Origin of the sequence: Ruegeria alba (assembly GCF_022321465.1) — a bacterium.
GTDB classification, from domain to species: domain Bacteria; phylum Pseudomonadota; class Alphaproteobacteria; order Rhodobacterales; family Rhodobacteraceae; genus Ruegeria_B; species Ruegeria_B alba.
In genome coordinates, this window is the sequence record NZ_JAKOEM010000002.1 from 52337 (window position 1) to 68545 (window position 16209).

The window sequence follows — 16209 nt, forward strand, 5'->3', positions numbered from 1 at the left end:
CGTTCTCTCCCCTGGCTTTCGGCAGCCACTTTACAGACCGCCCGTTCTGTTTTTAAGCTGCCTCCCGAGACCCTCGCGGTCAATCGAAATAAGTGTGACGTGACGGCAGATGCCCGAGACCCTGAAACCGACCCCGCAAGACCGGCGATCCCGATCGACCCAGGCCAAGGTGATCCGGGCCACCATCGCCTGTCTGGATAGGCTGGGCTATGCCGAGACCACCTTTGCCCGCATTCAGGAGCGGGCGGGCGTGTCGCGTGGCGCGATCACCCATCACTTTCCAACCCGGCAGGCGCTGGTCGCGGCCACCGCGATGGAATTGCTGGCACGCGCGCTCGACCCGGTCGAACGCCGCGCCGCGCAGGCCGCCAGCCCCGAACCGGTGCGCGATCTGATCACCCGGGCCTGGGGTCAGGTGGTGAACGCCGCCGGGGGGCGCGCAATGGTCGAGATTCTGGTGGCCTGCCGCACCGATGCCGAGCTTTATCGCCTGCTAGAAACCCGCCTGCACGACTGGGACCGGCAAAGCCGCGCCTCGGTCGCGCGCGCCTATATCGGGGCGGACCCGGCGCCGGACGACGCCGAACTGTTGTGGAGCATGACCCGGAACTTTCTGCGCGGTCTGGTCCTGCACGAACGTTTCGTCACCGACCCTGCCTATCTGGCGCGGATGGTGGAGCGCTTCGCCGGGATGATGGAAAGCCAGTTGACCCCCCTGCCCGCAAAGGATGCGCCATGACCTGCCCCTCTCCCTTCATGACGCCCGAGCGTCAGGCCTTTCGCGACACGCTTGCAGCGTTTTTCGCCACCGAGGTCACCCCGCATGTGGAGGAGTGGGAGGCGGCACAGGCCGTGCCCTGGGAACTGCACCAGAAACTGGGCGAACTGGGCGTGTTCGGCTTTGGCATCCCCGAGGAATATGGCGGGCTGGGCTTCGACGATGCGTTCATGCGCTGCGACTACGCCGAACTGGCCTTTGGCTGCGGTGCCTCGGGGGTGGCCGCGGCGGTCGGTGGTCGGATGATCTCGCTGGGCCCGATGGTCCGGTTCGCGCCCGAAGCATTCCGGCAAAACGTCCTGCCCCGGATCGTCAGGGGCGAGATGAACTCGGCGCTCGCGATCACCGAGCCTGGGGGCGGGTCTGATGTGGCCAATCTGAGCACGCGGGCGGAGCGGGCGGCGGGTGGCTGGGTGCTGAATGGTGCCAAGGCCTATATCACCGGGGGGATGGACGCGCAGTGGTACGTGGTCGGCGCCCGCACCGGCGGACCGGGCCTGGCGGGCATCTCGCTGTTCCTGATCGAGGCGGAAACGCCCGGTTTTTCACGCACCCCGCTAGGCGGCAAGATGGGGTGGCATTGTTCGACCCAGGCCATGCTGCATTTCGACGATTGCCACGTGCCCGAGACGGCGCTGATCGGCCCCGAAAACAAGGGCTTCCTGGCGATCATGAACAACTTCAACCACGAGCGGCTGGCGATGGTGGCGGGCTGCCTCGGCATGATGCGGGTCTGCTATCGTTCCGCGCTTGACTGGGCGCGTGAGCGTCGGACCTTTGGCCAGCGGTTGATCGAACATCAGGTCATCGCCCATAAATTCGCCGAAATGTCAGCGCGGATAGATATGATCGAGGCCTATCTGGAGCGGATTTGCTGGGCGATGAACCAGGGGCTGATGCCTGCGGCCGAGATCGCCAAAGCCAAGGTGCAGGCGACCAAGGCGCTGGAATTCGTGGCCTCGGAAGGAATGCAGATCTTCGGCGGCGCCGGGTATCTGACCGGAAACCCGGTCGAACGGGTCTGGCGCGAGGTCAAGGTGATGGCGATCGGCGGTGGCTCCGAAGAAATCCTGCGCGATCTTGCGGTCCGTCAAATGGGCCTTGCCGGTCAGTAGGGCACGGAATTTTGCAATAATTCCGTTATGGAAAACGAGGTTTTCCAAGCCGTTTTCCGTCGCGGAAAACGGCTCCTGCCGCACGCGCACCGCGTTAGTTCGACACGTAGCCCGCCACCACCTGCAACAGTTTGAACGCGGTCGCGGCATCGTTCTCGACCACTGCCAGGAACTCTTCCTCGCCGATGCGCAAACAGGTGATGTCGGTGGCCGCCACCATGCTCAGCGCGCGCGGCTCCTTGCGGATCAGGCCCAATTCGCCCACAAGGCGGCCTGGCCCGACAGTCACGATCAACTGATCCTCCTGCCCCTCGCGCGGCAGGTATAGCCCGGCCTCGCCCTCGATCATCATATAGGCACCATCGGTGGGTTGATCGTCCTTCAGGAACACCACCTCGCCCGCCTTGGCCGAGTACCAGCGCGCACCAAAGGCAAGCAGCCGCAACTGCCGCCGATCGAGACCGGAAAACAGCGGCGTCTGCTCCAGCGTGCGGACCTTGCGGCTGAGATCGGCCGAGGCGACGCTGTCCTCTTCCTCCTGTTTTTTCGGCACTTCCTCGGTCACGATCCGGCCTTGCTGGACCTCGATATAGAGGTCGAAAACGTCCGGATTCTCGAACGCATCGTTAAGATAGATCAATGTCGTCTCGGGCAGCAACGCGCGAAGATTGCGGTACACAGCGATTTGGGTCTGCATATCATAACTTGCCAGCGCCCGGTCGAGCAGCAGGATGTCGGGCTTCTTGATTGTCGCGCGGGTAAAGGCCAGCGGTTCTGCAAAAATCGCCGGCACATTCTGCCCACCCAGCGTGACGGGCAGATCATAGATCAGCTGGATCACCAGAGGTCGCAGGCCATGTTCGTCCAGCACCTCGGCGATCATCTTGCGCAATTCGTCCGACCGCGCCCCGCCCACCTCGCTTACCTTGCCGAACAGCGCATTCTCCAGCACGTTCAGTCCCGGAGCAAAGGCGTCGGGGTCGAGCGGGGCAAAAACATCGTCCAGACTGCGCATCAGCTCGGCCGAGTGGCTCTTGCGCAGTTCCAAGATGCGCGCCTTGATCTCGTCGGAGAAGGCCGGGCCGATCTGGTCTGCCGAGATCCGGAACGGCACCGCAAGCAGGCTGGCCAGTTGCGCATCCTCCAGCGCCCGAGCGCCGTCGTCGCGGGTCTTTTCCACCAGTTCCAATGCGGTCTCGTAGGTGCGTACATCCAGATTCAGCTTGCGGAACAGCGGGTGGTCGGTGCCGTCCAGCCCGAAGATCTGGCGCAGCATGTCGATCACGTCCTGGGTCAGGCGCACCAACGGCTCGTCCAGCCCGATCTGACGGATCTGGGCCAGAAAATCGGTCTGACCGGCCAGAACCTCGGGCGTGAAGGCCGCGCGCGGGGAGGCAAAAAGCAGGTTTTCGGCCACCGGCAGCGCCGGGTTGTACTGGCCGGGGTCAAAGAAATGCGCCTGCCCGGCAAGTCCCGCGCGCTCTGCCGCCTCCTGAATGACCGGCCGCAGCGCCACCAGCCGCGCCGCCAGTTCGGGGTGATCGGCCTCGGCAAAGACCTGCTCGGCACCGCGACGATAAAGCGCCGCACCCGAACCCAACCCCTCGACCAGCTTCAGCCACCAGTCGCGCAGCGCACGGGCATCATCGAAGCCCGCGAGGCCCGGCTCCAGCCAGTCGCTGTGATAGGGATCGGCGCTGTTGCCCGCACGCAAGGTTTCGGCGTGAAAGCCCGGCTCGCCGCTGTCACCCTGAGGGCGCACCCGGACCGGCATCGTCACGTTTTCCCCGAAGGTGCCCTGGAACAACACCGGGCGCGAGGTTGCATGACCGATCCTTGAGGCCACCACCATCTGGTGCAGATCCGACAGTCCGACCTCGCCGATCCGTACCTGTCCACTGGCCGGCAATACCTCACGCGTGAGCAATTCGGACAGGGCGCGGCGATCCTCTTCGCTGCTGGCGGCGATACCGATCACCTTGCCGCCCGGCAGGGTCAGGTCGAGATCGTCCAGCACCAGATTGCCATCAGCATCACGGACCGAAACCTTGTCGAGCACGATATCGCCGGTCAGGCGCGGGCGCTCTTCGGGGAAACCGCTGAACTTGTCTTCGTCGATCATACCCGGCGGCGCGAACCGGTCCAGGATCACCTCCCAGCGCAACGACATGTCCTGAGTCTGATTGTAGTAGGTCAGCAACTCTTTCCAGGGGCTCGACAAATCCTTGTACGCTGCAAGCGCCGCCACCAGCGCCCCCAGTGACACGCTGCCCTGCAACACCAGATAGCCGCCGATCGAATAGAACAGGAACGGCGTCAGCTGCCCGATGAAGTTGTTCACGAACTTCATGAAGAACTTTTTCTGGTAGATGTCGAAGCGGATGCTGAACAGCCGCCCCAGCTGATAGCTGATCATCGACATCCGCCAGGGCCAGCCGGCATTGGATCGCAGCGTCGCCGCGCCGGCCGCGTTTTCGCCGATCTGCGCGGCGAGAACGCGCACCTCCTGGATGCGCTTCTTGTTGAGCAGGTTGATCTGGCGCTGCATGCGCGGGATCAGCCAGGCCTGAAGCGGGATCAGCGCAACGGCAGCCAGCCCGAACCACGGGCTTTGCAGGAAAAGAAAGGACAGGATCGTGATCATCTGCCCGGCCTGCAAGACCGGCTGGCTGATCGCATCGCCCATCAACCCGCCCATCGGCTCGCTTTCGGCGGTGATCATCGACACCAGCTCACCTTGGCTGACACGCTCGAAATAGGGCTGTGGAAACCGCAGCGCCCGAGTGATCAGCAGATAGCGGAACCGGCGCAACATCCGTTCGGACATCACGCCTTTCATCGTGTTGATCCGCATTTTCATCAGCCCATGCGCAGTGACCGAGATCAGGAAGGCAGCGCAGAGGATGGCCAGGTAGGTTACCTGGTCAAAGGTGAAGCCCCAAACCTCGATGGTGGAACTGGCGGCGCCGATAGCGTCGTTGATGATGCGTTTGGGAAGCTCCAACGTGAGGTAGAGCAGCGGAAACAGCGTCGCCGTCACCATCAGCAGGATCAGCTGATCGCGTCTGGAGTACTTCCAGATAAAACGGAACAAAGTGCGTTCTATGGCTCCGACCCCCAAATCGGACTTGTACTGTTTGACCGTCACCAAAAGGCGGCGCCCCAGTTCGAAGCTATCGCGGCCTAATACGGCCTGGCAATCGCATTTACGTTTGGTCAATCGGCTTTATTTGTGAACGAGTTCCTTTTGCAGCCCCCGAATCCTGCGCTAAGGTGGGTTCAGGAACGCGGATGGAGGAGTGTTCTTGCCTGTTACCATAGCCTCGCTGCTGTTGGTGCTTGGTCTTTTGCAAGTCAAGCATATGTTTGCAGACTTCTTCCTGCAGACACCAAGAATGTTGTCCGGTCGCTGCCAGTATTGGCATTTAGGCCGCGCCCAGCATGCAGGGATCCATGCATTAGGATCGGTCTTGCTTTTCCTGGTGGTCGGCGCGCCGGCGGTGTTCGCATTGGTCATAGCGGTCTTGGAATGGGTGGTTCATTTCAATATCGACTATGGCAAGGCCAGCTACTCTGATCGAAACGCGTTGCAACCCAATCAGGCAAAATACTGGTATGCGATGGGCTTCGACCAGTTTCTGCACCAGCTAACCTATCTGGCCATGGCCTGGGCCTGGGTCGAATTCGCCCACTAAACTCTCGCCCGTTTTCCGGCAGCAAAACCGCGACGGAGAATCTTGGAATTTCCGGGGGCCGGCCAGAACTGCGGGATCAAACCACCCAACGACATCTCGCAAATACGGCGCGAAGGTCGCCAGCCAGCCAGACCATGCAGGCAACGGTTCTACCTTCGAATCGACATACGGACCACAGATCGGGATCATGCTAATACCGGGCGATACCACGAATGGTATTGTCCCGGACTAGGGTATTTTTCTTGTATCGGCGCTTCGAACGGATCGCTTTCGACCCGAGCCTGACCGTCTCCGAAATCTGTTCTCATAGTGGGAACATCAGGTCGTCACAACGTGACCGGACGGCTACGCTTGATCGTTCGCAAAACGACATTCGTCTGGGCGCTGGCCACTGCAGGCAGACGAAACAGGAAGCGTTCCAGAAAGATATTATAGGCCGCCAGATCCGGGCAGAGCACCCGCAGATGATAATCGGCCTGACCGGTGGTGGCGTAACATTCCTGCACCTCGGGCGCGGTCTCGATAGCGCGGATAAAGGCGACGATCCCGTCCGGATCGTGCCGGGTCAGATGCACATGCACGATGGCCTCGAAATCTAGCCCCATCGCCCCCGGATCGACCACCGCGCCATAGCGGGTGATCACCCCCGCCTCTTCAAACGCGCGCACCCGGCGCCACAGCGCCGAGGCCGACATGCCCACCGCCTCGGCCAGATCGGCATTCGAGATACGGCTGTCCTGCTGAAGCAGGGTCAGGATTCGACGGTCACGGTCATCTAATTGCATGGATTCGGTCTGTTGTTTCACATCATTGACCCTTGATGAATAGTTTATCCGGCAGACCCGGGCAAACCCGGAGTTTCTGGCACCGATTTTCGCTCATCCCGGATTATCCTTTCGCGCAGCGCCACCAACCACCGCAATCAGGAAACTCAAATGACCCACCCTGCCCCCGCCCTGCGCAGCTATACGCTGGAGGACCGTTACGACCAGACCACCGGCCGCGTGTTCCTGACCGGAACCCAGGCGCTGGTGCGGATCATGATGGATCAGGCCCGCCGCGACCGCGCTGCCGGGCTGAACACCGCTGGCTTTGTGTCAGGCTATCGCGGCTCGCCGCTGGGTGGGCTGGATCTGGAGATGTGGCGCGCCAAGGCACGGCTGGAGCAAGACCGCATCACCTTCATGCCCGCCGTGAACGAGGATCTGGGCGCCACCGCCGTGCTGGGCGCGCAACAGGCGGTGCTGGACCCCGATTGCCAGCACGAGGGCATCTTTTCGATGTGGTACGGCAAGGGGCCGGGGGTGGACCGCTCGGGCGATGCGCTGAAGCACGGCAACGCCTATGGCAGCGCGCCCAAGGGCGGCGTGCTGGTGGTGGCGGGCGACGACCACGGCTGCGTCTCCAGCTCGATGCCGCACCAGTCCGACGTGGCCTTCATGGCCTGGTTCATGCCGACGCTGAACCCCGCCTCGGTCGAAGAATACCTGGAGTTCGGCGAATACGGCCTGGCGCTGTCGCGCTTCTCGGGCACCTGGGTCGGGTTCAAGGCGATCAGCGAAACGGTGGAAAGCGGCCGCTCGGTCGAACTGCGCCCGGACCGCCAGTTCACCCTGCCACAGATCGACCTGCCCGCGGGTGGCCTGCATGTGCGCCGCGCCGATCTGCCCAGCCCCGAGATCGAGACCCGCATTCAGGCCAAGCTGCGCGCCGTGCGCGCCTTTGCCGAGGAAAACCCGATCGACCGGCGCATCTATGACCTGCCCAACGCGCGCTTTGGCTTTGTCACCACCGGCAAGGGGCATCTCGACCTGATGGAGGCACTGCGCCTCCTGGGTCTGGACGAGGCCAAGTGCCGCGCGCTTGGCATCGACATCTACAAGGTCGGCATGGTCTGGCCGCTGGCCCGCCGCAACGCGCTGCGCTTTGTGCGCGGCAAGCAGGAGGTGCTGGTCGTCGAGGAAAAACGCGGCATCATCGAGAGCCAGTTCAAGGAGTATTTTTATGACTGGCCGGGCGACAAACCGCACCGGATGGTCGGCAAATACGACGAACAGGGCGAACCGCTGATCCCCTGGACCGGCGAGTTGAGCCCGCTGATGCTGGCCCCCGTGGTGGCCGCCCGTCTGGATGCGTTCTTCCCAGAGGAGAACCTGCCCGCCCGCGCCCGCGCGCTGACCGAAACGCCGCCCCCCGTGATCGCGGTGCCCGGCGCCACCCGCACCCCCTATTTCTGCTCGGGATGTCCGCACAACACCTCGACCAAGGTGCCCGAAGGCTCGCGCGCCAACAGCGGCATCGGCTGCCATGTGATGGCCAGCTGGATGAACCGCGACACCGACGGATACGCCCAGATGGGCGGTGAGGGTGTGCCGCACGTGGTGGCCAGCAAATTCAATGGCGGCAAGCATATTTTCCAGAACCTGGGCGAAGGTACCTGGTACCATTCGGGCTCCCTCGCCATCCGGCAGGCGGTCGCCGCAGGCACCAATATCACCTACAAGATCCTCTACAATGACGCGGTTGCGATGACCGGCGGCCAGCCGGTCGACGGGCCGGTTAGCGTCTCGGGCATCGCCCAGACCTGCCGCGCCGAGGGGGTCGCGCGCATCGCGCTGGTCTCGGACGACATCGAGAAATTCTCGCGCGCCGATTTCCCCGCCGGCACCACGTTCCACGACCGGGCCGAGCTGATGCCGGTGCAAAAAGAGCTGCGCGAGATCAAGGGCGTCACCGTGCTGATCTATGAACAGACCTGTGCCACCGAGAAGCGCCGCCGCCGCAAGCGCGGTAAAATCGAGGACCCGGCCCGGTTCGTCTGGATCAACGATCTGGTCTGCGAGGGCTGCGGCGACTGTTCGGTCGCTTCCAACTGCCTGAGCGTCGAGCCGCGCGAAACCCCGCTGGGCCGCAAGCGCAAGATCAACCTCAGCTCCTGCAACAAGGACTTCTCCTGCCTGAACGGGTTCTGCCCCAGCTTTGTGACCGTCGAGGGCGCCACCCGGCGCAAGCGCGCGGTCAAACTGGATCTGGAACAGCTGGAAAGCGGCCTGCCCGAACCGACCCTGCCTGCACTGTCCGATCCGTTCGATCTGCTGGTCACCGGGGTCGGCGGCACCGGCGTCGTGACCGTTGGCGCGCTGATCACCATGGCCGCCCATCTCGAGGGGCTGGGGGCCTCGGTTCTGGATTTCACCGGGTTTGCACAAAAATTCGGCACTGTTCTCAGCTACATACGCCTCGGCGCCTGCCCGGACGCGTTGCACCAGGTGCGTATCGACACCGGTGGCGCTGATGCGGTGATCGGTTGTGACATGGTGGTCAGTTCCGCGCCCAAGGCCTCGGCTCACTACCGCAACGGCACAAAGGTGGTGCTGAACCGGGCCGAGATGCCGACCGGAGACCTGGTTCTGCATCGCGACGCGCAGTTGAAAATCGACACGCGCGAGGCCGCCATCCGCGCCGTGGTCGGCACCGAGAACGTCAGCGGTTTCGACGCCAACCAGACCGCCGAACAGCTGCTGGGCGACGCGGTCTTCGCCAATGTGATGATGCTGGGCTACGCTTGGCAGCGCGGGCTGGTGCCGGTGAGCCGCAGCGCACTGGCACAGGCGATCCTGCTCAACGGCGTGGCGGTAGAAAAGAACCGCCTCGCTTTTGCCGCGGGCCGGGCGCTTGCCGAGGATCCCGCGCGGCTCGACGTCGAAAGCGCCACCCCGGAGGCAGAGGAAACCCTCGACCAGATGCTCGCCCGTCGGGCCACCTTTCTGACCGACTACCAGAATGCCGCCTATGCCGCACGCTTCACCGATCGCATCGCCACGCTACGCCGCGCTCTGCCTCAGGCCCCCGACGCGCTGATCGGTGAGGCCGCGCGCAACCTCTTCCGCTTCATGGCCAGCAAGGACGAGTACGAAGTCGCCCGGCTGCTGACCGCAGACCACTTCCAGCGGGACCTGCAAGAGCAGTTCGAGGGTGACGTCAAACTCACCTACCACCTTGCCCCGCCGTTACTGGCGCATCGCAGGGACGCGCGCGGGCGGCCCCTGAAACGGGGCTTCGGTCCATGGCTGCGCCCTGTCCTCAGCCTGCTCGCCCGCGCCAGACCACTGCGCGGCACCGCGCTCAACCCGTTTGGTTACCATTTCGAGGCTCGCCTGCATCGCGAAACACTGGCCTGGTATCTCGCCCTGCTCGACCGTATGCAGCAGGACTGCACCGCAACGAACGAGGCCGACTGGCAATCCGTCCTGACCCTGGCAGGCGAAATTCGCGGCTATGGCCCGGTCCGGGTTGAAGCGGTCAAACGTGTACAAGCAGACATAGCCAGCCGCCTCGACAAGGGCCGATCCGCAGCGCCTGCACTTGCTGCGACGGCGGATTGAGTATTTGTGACCAGAAAGAAGCAGCATCTTTCCCGCTTCTTTCTGGTCCGAAATACTCCCGCCGGAGGCATCTGACTCTCATCCCCGCTGCACCAGCGCATGACCATCACCTCCCCCACGCTCCGAGGAGGAGGAACGACGACGAGACATTGTCTTGCGCCGAAGGCGCGCCGTTTGACAGCGCTATCCCAGGACCGAGAAGCTGCTCTCCTGATTGACAGGCCGCTTGCGTGAGTAGAAACCCACGTCGATACGGCGCCCGATATAGGGCAGGTCGAGTTGGAGCGGCGCGGCATCGTGATCGCCGCCTTCCTCGCAATAACGCACCAGCGCGGCCATCATCTTGCCCGCGATGGGGGCGTTCTTGTACTGGTTGCCGCTGGTGCCGCAGGCCATGTAGAACCCCGGCAGCGAAGACTTGTCATAGATCGGGATCCAGTCGGTCGAGGCATCGTAGAGATCCACCACGCCGCGCATCCGCGACGGGATACCCAGGCTCGGCACCCGCTGGGCATAGCGCATGGCCTGGGTTGTCCACTGATCGGTGAAGTTGCGATCATAATCCAGATCATCCTCGCACCACTGATGCGGGTCGCAGGCGGGGTCCTCTGACCCTATCAGGATGTGATTGCCTTGCTCCGGCCGGCAATAGCAGGCGATATCGCTGTCCGAGACGATGGTACCCTGCGCTTCGAAATCGAACCCTTCGGGTGCGGGCAGATGCACCACTTCCTGCCGCAGCGGGCGGGTCTGGATGGTCATGTCTCCGGTGACGCCCGCCATGCGATTGACGATGGCCGAGCCCGGTCCCGCCACGTTGATCACCACGGGGGCGTGGACTTCCTCGCCGCTGGCCAGCTTTACCCCGGCCACCCGTCCGCCCGATTGCAGGATCTCCACCACCTCGGCACGGTTGCGCACCGACGCCCCGTATAGACGCGCCGCCTCCATGAGGTTCTGCGCACTTAGCGCCGGATCGGTGACATAACCGCCATTGGGCCAGAACACCGCGCCCCCCATCCGACCACCATTGGGTTTGCCGAACTCCGGATCATCCAACCGCCGGGCAGGCGCATAGCTGTCCATTGCATAAATCGGCAGGCGAGCCTGAACTTCTTCGGCGCTCCATTCCTCGAACGGGATGCCCAGTTCGGCCGAACAGCGGATATGCTTGACCATCTGATCATTGGCCTCGGTCTTCATCACCAGGCAACCGGTCTGGTGGAAGCGTGCCAGATCCGCCCCCTCGGGCAGGCCCAGATACTCGGCCCAGTCGCGCCAATAGTGATAGCCCTCCCAGGCAAGCGCCGTGCCTTCGAAGGTGGAATAATGCATCCGGATGATGGCGCAGGAGCCAGCGGTCGAGCCGTGGCCCACCTGTGCATTGCGGTCCAGCGACAGCGTCTTCCAGCCTGCCTTGGCCATCTCGAATGCAATCGCCGCGCCGATCACGCCTGTGCCGATGATGATTGCGTCGGGGCTGTTCATGGTCGTCGTCCCTCCCAGAAACCGCGAGCGAATGCGCTGAAGGCGGCGACCTCTTCGTCACGGGCCTGCACGCCGGTAAAGACAAACAGATAGTGCCGCACAAAGGACAGCCGCTGATCGATCGGCTCGTTCATCTGCGCCAGGTCATAGCCGATCTGCATGTAATAGAGCACGCGGGCGCGGGTCTCGGCCTCGATCTGGCTGTAACCATAGCGCAGGAACATGGCTGTCAGAGCCTCAAGCCGTCGGCTGTCGGACAGATCCAGCAAGCGCCGCACCTTGCCCGACCGACGCGCCCAGTCGCGCACCGCGAAATCCAGCGCGGTATCGAACAGCGCCGGATCGACAACACAGTGAAACAGGTTGCAGACCGCGGCGGTTATGGTCTCGGCAGGCAGCTCGGTCTGCGCAATCAGGCCTGCGGTATTGGTGGCCTGCCATTTCGCCAGCAGCGCGTCCAGCAGGTCCTGGCGCGACTTGAAATACCAGTAGAACGACGAGCGCGAGACCGCCATCCGCTCGGCCAGGTTCAGGACCTTGACCTGCTCGACCCCGTCCGAGACCAGCACATCCATCGCCACGTTCAGCCAGTCGTCACGCGTCACCTTGATGTTGCCCACCAGTGGCTCGGCGCTGGGATCGTCACGATGCAGGATCGGTTTGCTGCCCATAGCGGGTCTCCTCAGCTTTCGGGCGGGGCGCCCCCTTCGGCGGTTCGGCGCGCGATGAAGTCTTGCAGCGCCGCGACCCGGTCCGGGTCCATGGGCGGTGGTTCGAAATTATCCACGATCCCGCGCCAGATACCAGTGGCGCGATGATTGGCATCGACTGCCCCGCGCTCGGTCCACTGGCCGAAGTTCGACCAGTCTCCCACCAGCGGATCATAGAACTGGGTCTGATAGCGCGCCATCGTGTGTGCAGCACCAAAGAAATGGCCCATCGGCTGCACTTCGCGTAGCGCATCCAGCGCGATATCCGCGTCGGTGGCGGGCGTACCCGCGCAGAGCTCGGCCACCATTTGCAGCACTTCCAGATCGGTGATGATCTTTTCGTATGAGACGGTAAGCCCCCCTTCGAGCCAGCCCGCCGAATGGATCGTCACCGTGGCCCCGGCCAGCAGGCAGCCCCAGAGGCCGAACTGTGTCTCGTTCGCGGCCTGGGCGTCGTTGATATTGGCGGCACTCCCCCCGGCGCAACGCCAGGGCAGGCCGATGCGCCGCGCCAATTGCCCAGCCACCAGAGAAGCGGTGAAATGCTCGGGCGTGCCAAAGGCCGGAGCGCCCGATTTCATGTCCACGTTGCTGGTGAAGGTGCCATAGCAGACCGGCGCGCCGGGCTGCGCCAACTGGCTGAGCGTGATGGCCGCCAGCGCCTCGGCATGGCTGAGCGTCATGGCGCCCGCCACCGTCACCGGCGCCATCGCGCCCATCAGGGTAAAGGGGGTGACAATCGCCAACTGGCCATGGCGGGCAAAGTCGATCAGCCCCTGCGCCATCGGCAGGTCCAGCGTGCGTGGAGAATTGGTGTTGATGATCGTGTAACTCCACGGCTCGGAGCGGAACTCCGCATCCGACAGGCCCCGGAAATCTCGGATCATCTCGAACCCGTCCATCACCTGCGGCGTGCCGCGCGAATAGAGGAAGGGCACCTTGTCGGACTGGGTCAGTTCGACCTCGGTCATTGCCATATGCCGCAGATGCATCGGCACGTCCTGCGCCTCGACCAGCGGCGGCACCATGTGCAGCACGTCGAAACTCTGGGTGATCTGCACCAGTTCGCGGAAATCGGCGATGGTACCGGGGCGGCGGCCGCGCGTCAGGTCGGTGGCATGCGGGCAACCGGCACCGGGCTGAAACGCCATTCGGCCCAATTCCAGCACCACGTCACGGTCGGGCACGGCGCCGCGCATTCGGATGGATTTCGGCGCGCGGATCAGCGCCGCCTCGACCATGTCGCGGCCCATGTAAACCATGTCGCCGTCGATGCGGGCACCACCCTGCCGATAGAGATCGCGCGCGCCGGGATGCAGCACCATGATCCCCAGATCTTCAAGCACGCTCAGCGCCGCCTCGTGCAGCGCCTCGATCCGGTCGTCGGAAAAGGCCGCCATCGGCGGGAACGGGTTGCGCAGGTTGCGGTAATCGACCTGGCGGGCCGGCGCCGGGGCGTCGGTCCGTGCCCGCCTGCCCCGCCGCCCCGCGCTCATCCGCGCATCGCCTTGCCGTCGGGATCATAGGGCGAGGGTGCGATGATCTTGGCGGGTCGTTCGACGCCCACGACATGTACACTGACCTTCGTACCCGGTTGTGCCCTGTCCCGGTCCACCAGCGCCATTGCCAGCGACTTGCCGGTGTAATGGCCATAGGCACCCGAGGTGACAAAACCGATCTGCGTGCCATCCGCCCAGACCGGCTCATAGCCCGAGGCATCGGCGTCGGCCGCTTCGACCTCCAGTGTCACCTGCACCCGGGCCGGGCCATTGCCGTCGCGCTCGGCAATCGCAGCCGCGCGGCCGATGAAATCGCCCTTGTCCCAGGCGATCCAGCGGTCCATGGCGGTCATGCCGGGGGTGCGATCCTGGGTGAATTCCGCCGACCAGATACCAAAGCTCTTTTCGATCCGGGTCGAGAGCAAGGCGTTGAAACCCACCTCGCGGATTCCCTCGCCCGCGCCGGCCTCCAGCAGCATCCGGCGTAGCGCGATGTGCTCGCCATAGCGGCAGTTGATCTCGTAGCCCATCTCGCCGGTGACCGACATGCGGGCGACGCGGGCGCGGACAAGACCGATGTCAAAGTCGCCGCAGCCCATGAATTTCAGGTCCGAGATATCCTGTTCGGCCAGTTTCTCTATCACAGCGCGGGATTTCGGGCCGACAAGAGCAAAACCGCAGATCTCCTCGCCCAGATCACGGACAGCCACCCCATCGTCGAGATGGTCGTTGAACCAGCGCATATGCCAGGCCCGCAGGTAATAGGAGCCCATGATCCACCATGTTCCGTCGCCCCAGTTGAGCAGCGTCAGGTCGCCCTTGAGGCGGCCCGTCTCGCTGAGCATCACGGCAAGGCGCGCGCGCCCCGGCGCGGGCAGCTTGGTGGCAAAAAGCTTATCCAGCCAAGCTTCGGCGTTGGGACCCGAGACCTCGAACCGGGAAAAGCCGGTGATATCCATCAGGCCCACGCCCTCGCGGATCACCCGGCATTCCTCGGCCACGATCGGGTGCGCGTTCGAGCGTTTCAGCGTCAGGTTCTCGACGAAATCCTCGGAGGGCGCGAAGTAGAGCGGCACTTCGAGATCCCAACTGACGCCCCATCGACAGCCCGCGGCCGTCATCGCGTCATGCGCCGGGGCCATTTTCAGCGGTCGACCCGCCGGAAGCTGCTCATTTGGGTAAGACATCACGAAGCGGCGGGAATAGAACTGGCCGGTGGTTTCCCGGATGTAGCGCTTGTTCTGCGCATAGTCGCCATAGCGCGCCACGTCCATCGACCAGGCGTCCGCCTCGGGCTCGCCATGGATCATCCACTCGGCCAGAGTCTTGCCGACGCCGCCACCCTGGAGAAAGCCCGCCATGACCGCGCAAGCCGACCAATAGCCGCGCTTGCCCGGAACCGGGCCGACCAGCGGGTTGCCATCGGGCGAAAAGGTGAAGGCGCCGTTGACCCAGGTCTTGATGCCTACGTCCTGGATCGAGGGGTAGCGGGCAAAGCCCAGCATCAGCTCGTTCTCGATCCGGTCGAGCTGTTCCTGGAACAGCTCCTCACCATAGTTCCAGGGCGCGCCGTCCATCGCCCAATGTTCGTGGTTGATCTCGTAGATACCGACCAGGATGCCCTTCTGGTCCTGCCGCATATAGGTGAAGCCTTCGAGATCGACGGTCATCGGCATTTCGAATTCCGCCGCTGCGACCTCGGGCACCGTATCGGTGATCAGATAGTGGTGTTTCAGCGGAGATACCGGCAGTTCGACGCCCGCCATGCGGCCCACCTGCTTGGCCCAGAGACCGGCGGCATTGACCACATGTTCACAGGTGATCGTACCCTTGTCGGTGACCACCTGCCAGCCATCGGCGGTCTGGATCAGGCGCTCGACCTTGGTGTCCTCGTAATATTCCGCGCCGCGCTTGCGGGCGGCGGTGGCATAGGCCTGCACCGTACCGGTGGTGTCGATATAGCCTTCGCGGTCGGCCCACATCGCGCCCAGAACGCCATCGGTCGACATGATGGGGCATCGGCGCTGCGCCTCTTCAGGGGTCAGAAGCTCGCAGTCGTCGATACCGATGGACTGAAAAATGCGATAGTTCGCCTGCAGCCATTCCCAGCGTTCGGGCGTGCCCGCCAGCGTCAGACCGCCGGTCATGTGCAGCCCGATGTTCTGGCCCGATTCCTTCTCGATCTCGGACAGCAGGTCGATGGTATAGGCCTGCAAGGCCGCCATGTTGGGATCGGCGTTCAGCGCATGGATGCCGCCCGCCGCGTGCCAGGATGATCCGGATGCCAGTCGGCGCCGCTCAAGCATCACCACATCGCTCCAGCCGAACTTGGCCAGGTGATAAAGAACCGAGGCACCGACAACGCCACCTCCTATGACGACAACGCGATAATGGGACTTCATACGACCCTCCCTTGCTCCTCGCCTCAGGCTAGTGCGGGGTTGGGCACCTGTCTAGACATTTATGTACAGTACTACTTGCGCCTTGCTCCCCTATACGACAAAGGCACCGGACCGCACGGCAGGCGCCATTTTCCGTC

General features: G+C 63.6%; 10 protein-coding genes. 4 read left to right on the top strand and 6 right to left on the bottom strand.

The genetic code is table 11. The features are described from left to right. The first annotated feature begins 109 nt into the window (after positions 1–109). Both MB818_RS03950 and MB818_RS03955 read left to right on the top strand, forming a co-directional pair. A complete protein-coding gene (locus MB818_RS03950; protein WP_234137417.1) occupies positions 110–739 on the top strand; it encodes a TetR/AcrR family transcriptional regulator in 630 nt (209 codons plus the stop codon). After that, positions 736–1893 carry an acyl-CoA dehydrogenase family protein gene (locus tag MB818_RS03955; RefSeq protein WP_238904065.1) on the top strand — a complete coding sequence of 386 codons (1158 nt, stop codon included), beginning with the start codon at positions 736–738 and terminating at the stop codon, positions 1891–1893. The genes MB818_RS03950 and MB818_RS03955 overlap by 4 nt, the downstream gene beginning before the upstream one ends. Positions 1894–1987: 94 nt before the next feature. Here MB818_RS03955 and MB818_RS03960 read toward each other — a convergent pair whose 3' ends face one another. Further along, entirely contained in the window at positions 1988–4987 is a 3000-nt protein-coding gene (locus MB818_RS03960; RefSeq protein WP_234176449.1) for a cyclic nucleotide-binding domain-containing protein, read from the bottom strand. Positions 4988–5198: 211 nt separating this feature from the next. Here MB818_RS03960 and MB818_RS03965 point away from each other — a divergent pair, with 211 nt between their 5' ends. Then, complete coding sequence (locus MB818_RS03965; protein WP_234137414.1) at positions 5199–5588, top strand: DUF3307 domain-containing protein; 390 nt, start codon at positions 5199–5201, stop codon at positions 5586–5588. A 326-nt stretch (positions 5589–5914) separates the two neighbouring features. Here MB818_RS03965 and MB818_RS03970 read toward each other — a convergent pair whose 3' ends face one another. Next, complete coding sequence (locus MB818_RS03970) at positions 5915–6373, bottom strand: Lrp/AsnC family transcriptional regulator (protein WP_234137413.1); 459 nt, start codon at positions 6371–6373, stop codon at positions 5915–5917. Between the two features lie 150 nt (positions 6374–6523). On the opposite strand from MB818_RS03970, the gene MB818_RS03975 reads away from it, so the two are divergent. Further along, on the top strand, positions 6524–9973 hold the full coding sequence (locus tag MB818_RS03975) for an indolepyruvate ferredoxin oxidoreductase family protein (RefSeq protein WP_238904067.1): 3450 nt from the start codon (positions 6524–6526) through the stop codon (positions 9971–9973). A gap of 183 nt (positions 9974–10156) precedes the next feature. Here MB818_RS03975 and MB818_RS03980 read toward each other — a convergent pair whose 3' ends face one another. From MB818_RS03980 to MB818_RS03995, 4 genes are read right to left on the bottom strand one after another with little or no spacing between them, the layout of a single operon-like run. Further along, positions 10157–11461 (bottom strand): NAD(P)/FAD-dependent oxidoreductase, encoded by a 1305-nt coding sequence (locus MB818_RS03980; RefSeq protein ID WP_238904069.1) that lies wholly within the window; start codon positions 11459–11461, stop codon positions 10157–10159. After that, complete coding sequence (locus MB818_RS03985) at positions 11458–12132, bottom strand: TetR/AcrR family transcriptional regulator (RefSeq protein ID WP_234137410.1); 675 nt, start codon at positions 12130–12132, stop codon at positions 11458–11460. Before MB818_RS03985 ends, MB818_RS03980 begins: the two co-directional genes overlap by 4 nt. Before the next feature lie 11 nt (positions 12133–12143). After that, positions 12144–13667, bottom strand: a complete 1524-nt coding sequence (locus MB818_RS03990; protein WP_238904072.1) for a trimethylamine methyltransferase family protein — start codon at positions 13665–13667, stop codon at positions 12144–12146. Beyond that, positions 13664–16072, bottom strand: a complete 2409-nt coding sequence (locus MB818_RS03995; protein ID WP_238904074.1) for a GcvT family protein — start codon at positions 16070–16072, stop codon at positions 13664–13666. The genes MB818_RS03990 and MB818_RS03995 overlap by 4 nt, the downstream gene beginning before the upstream one ends. Positions 16073–16209 lie beyond the last annotated feature (137 nt).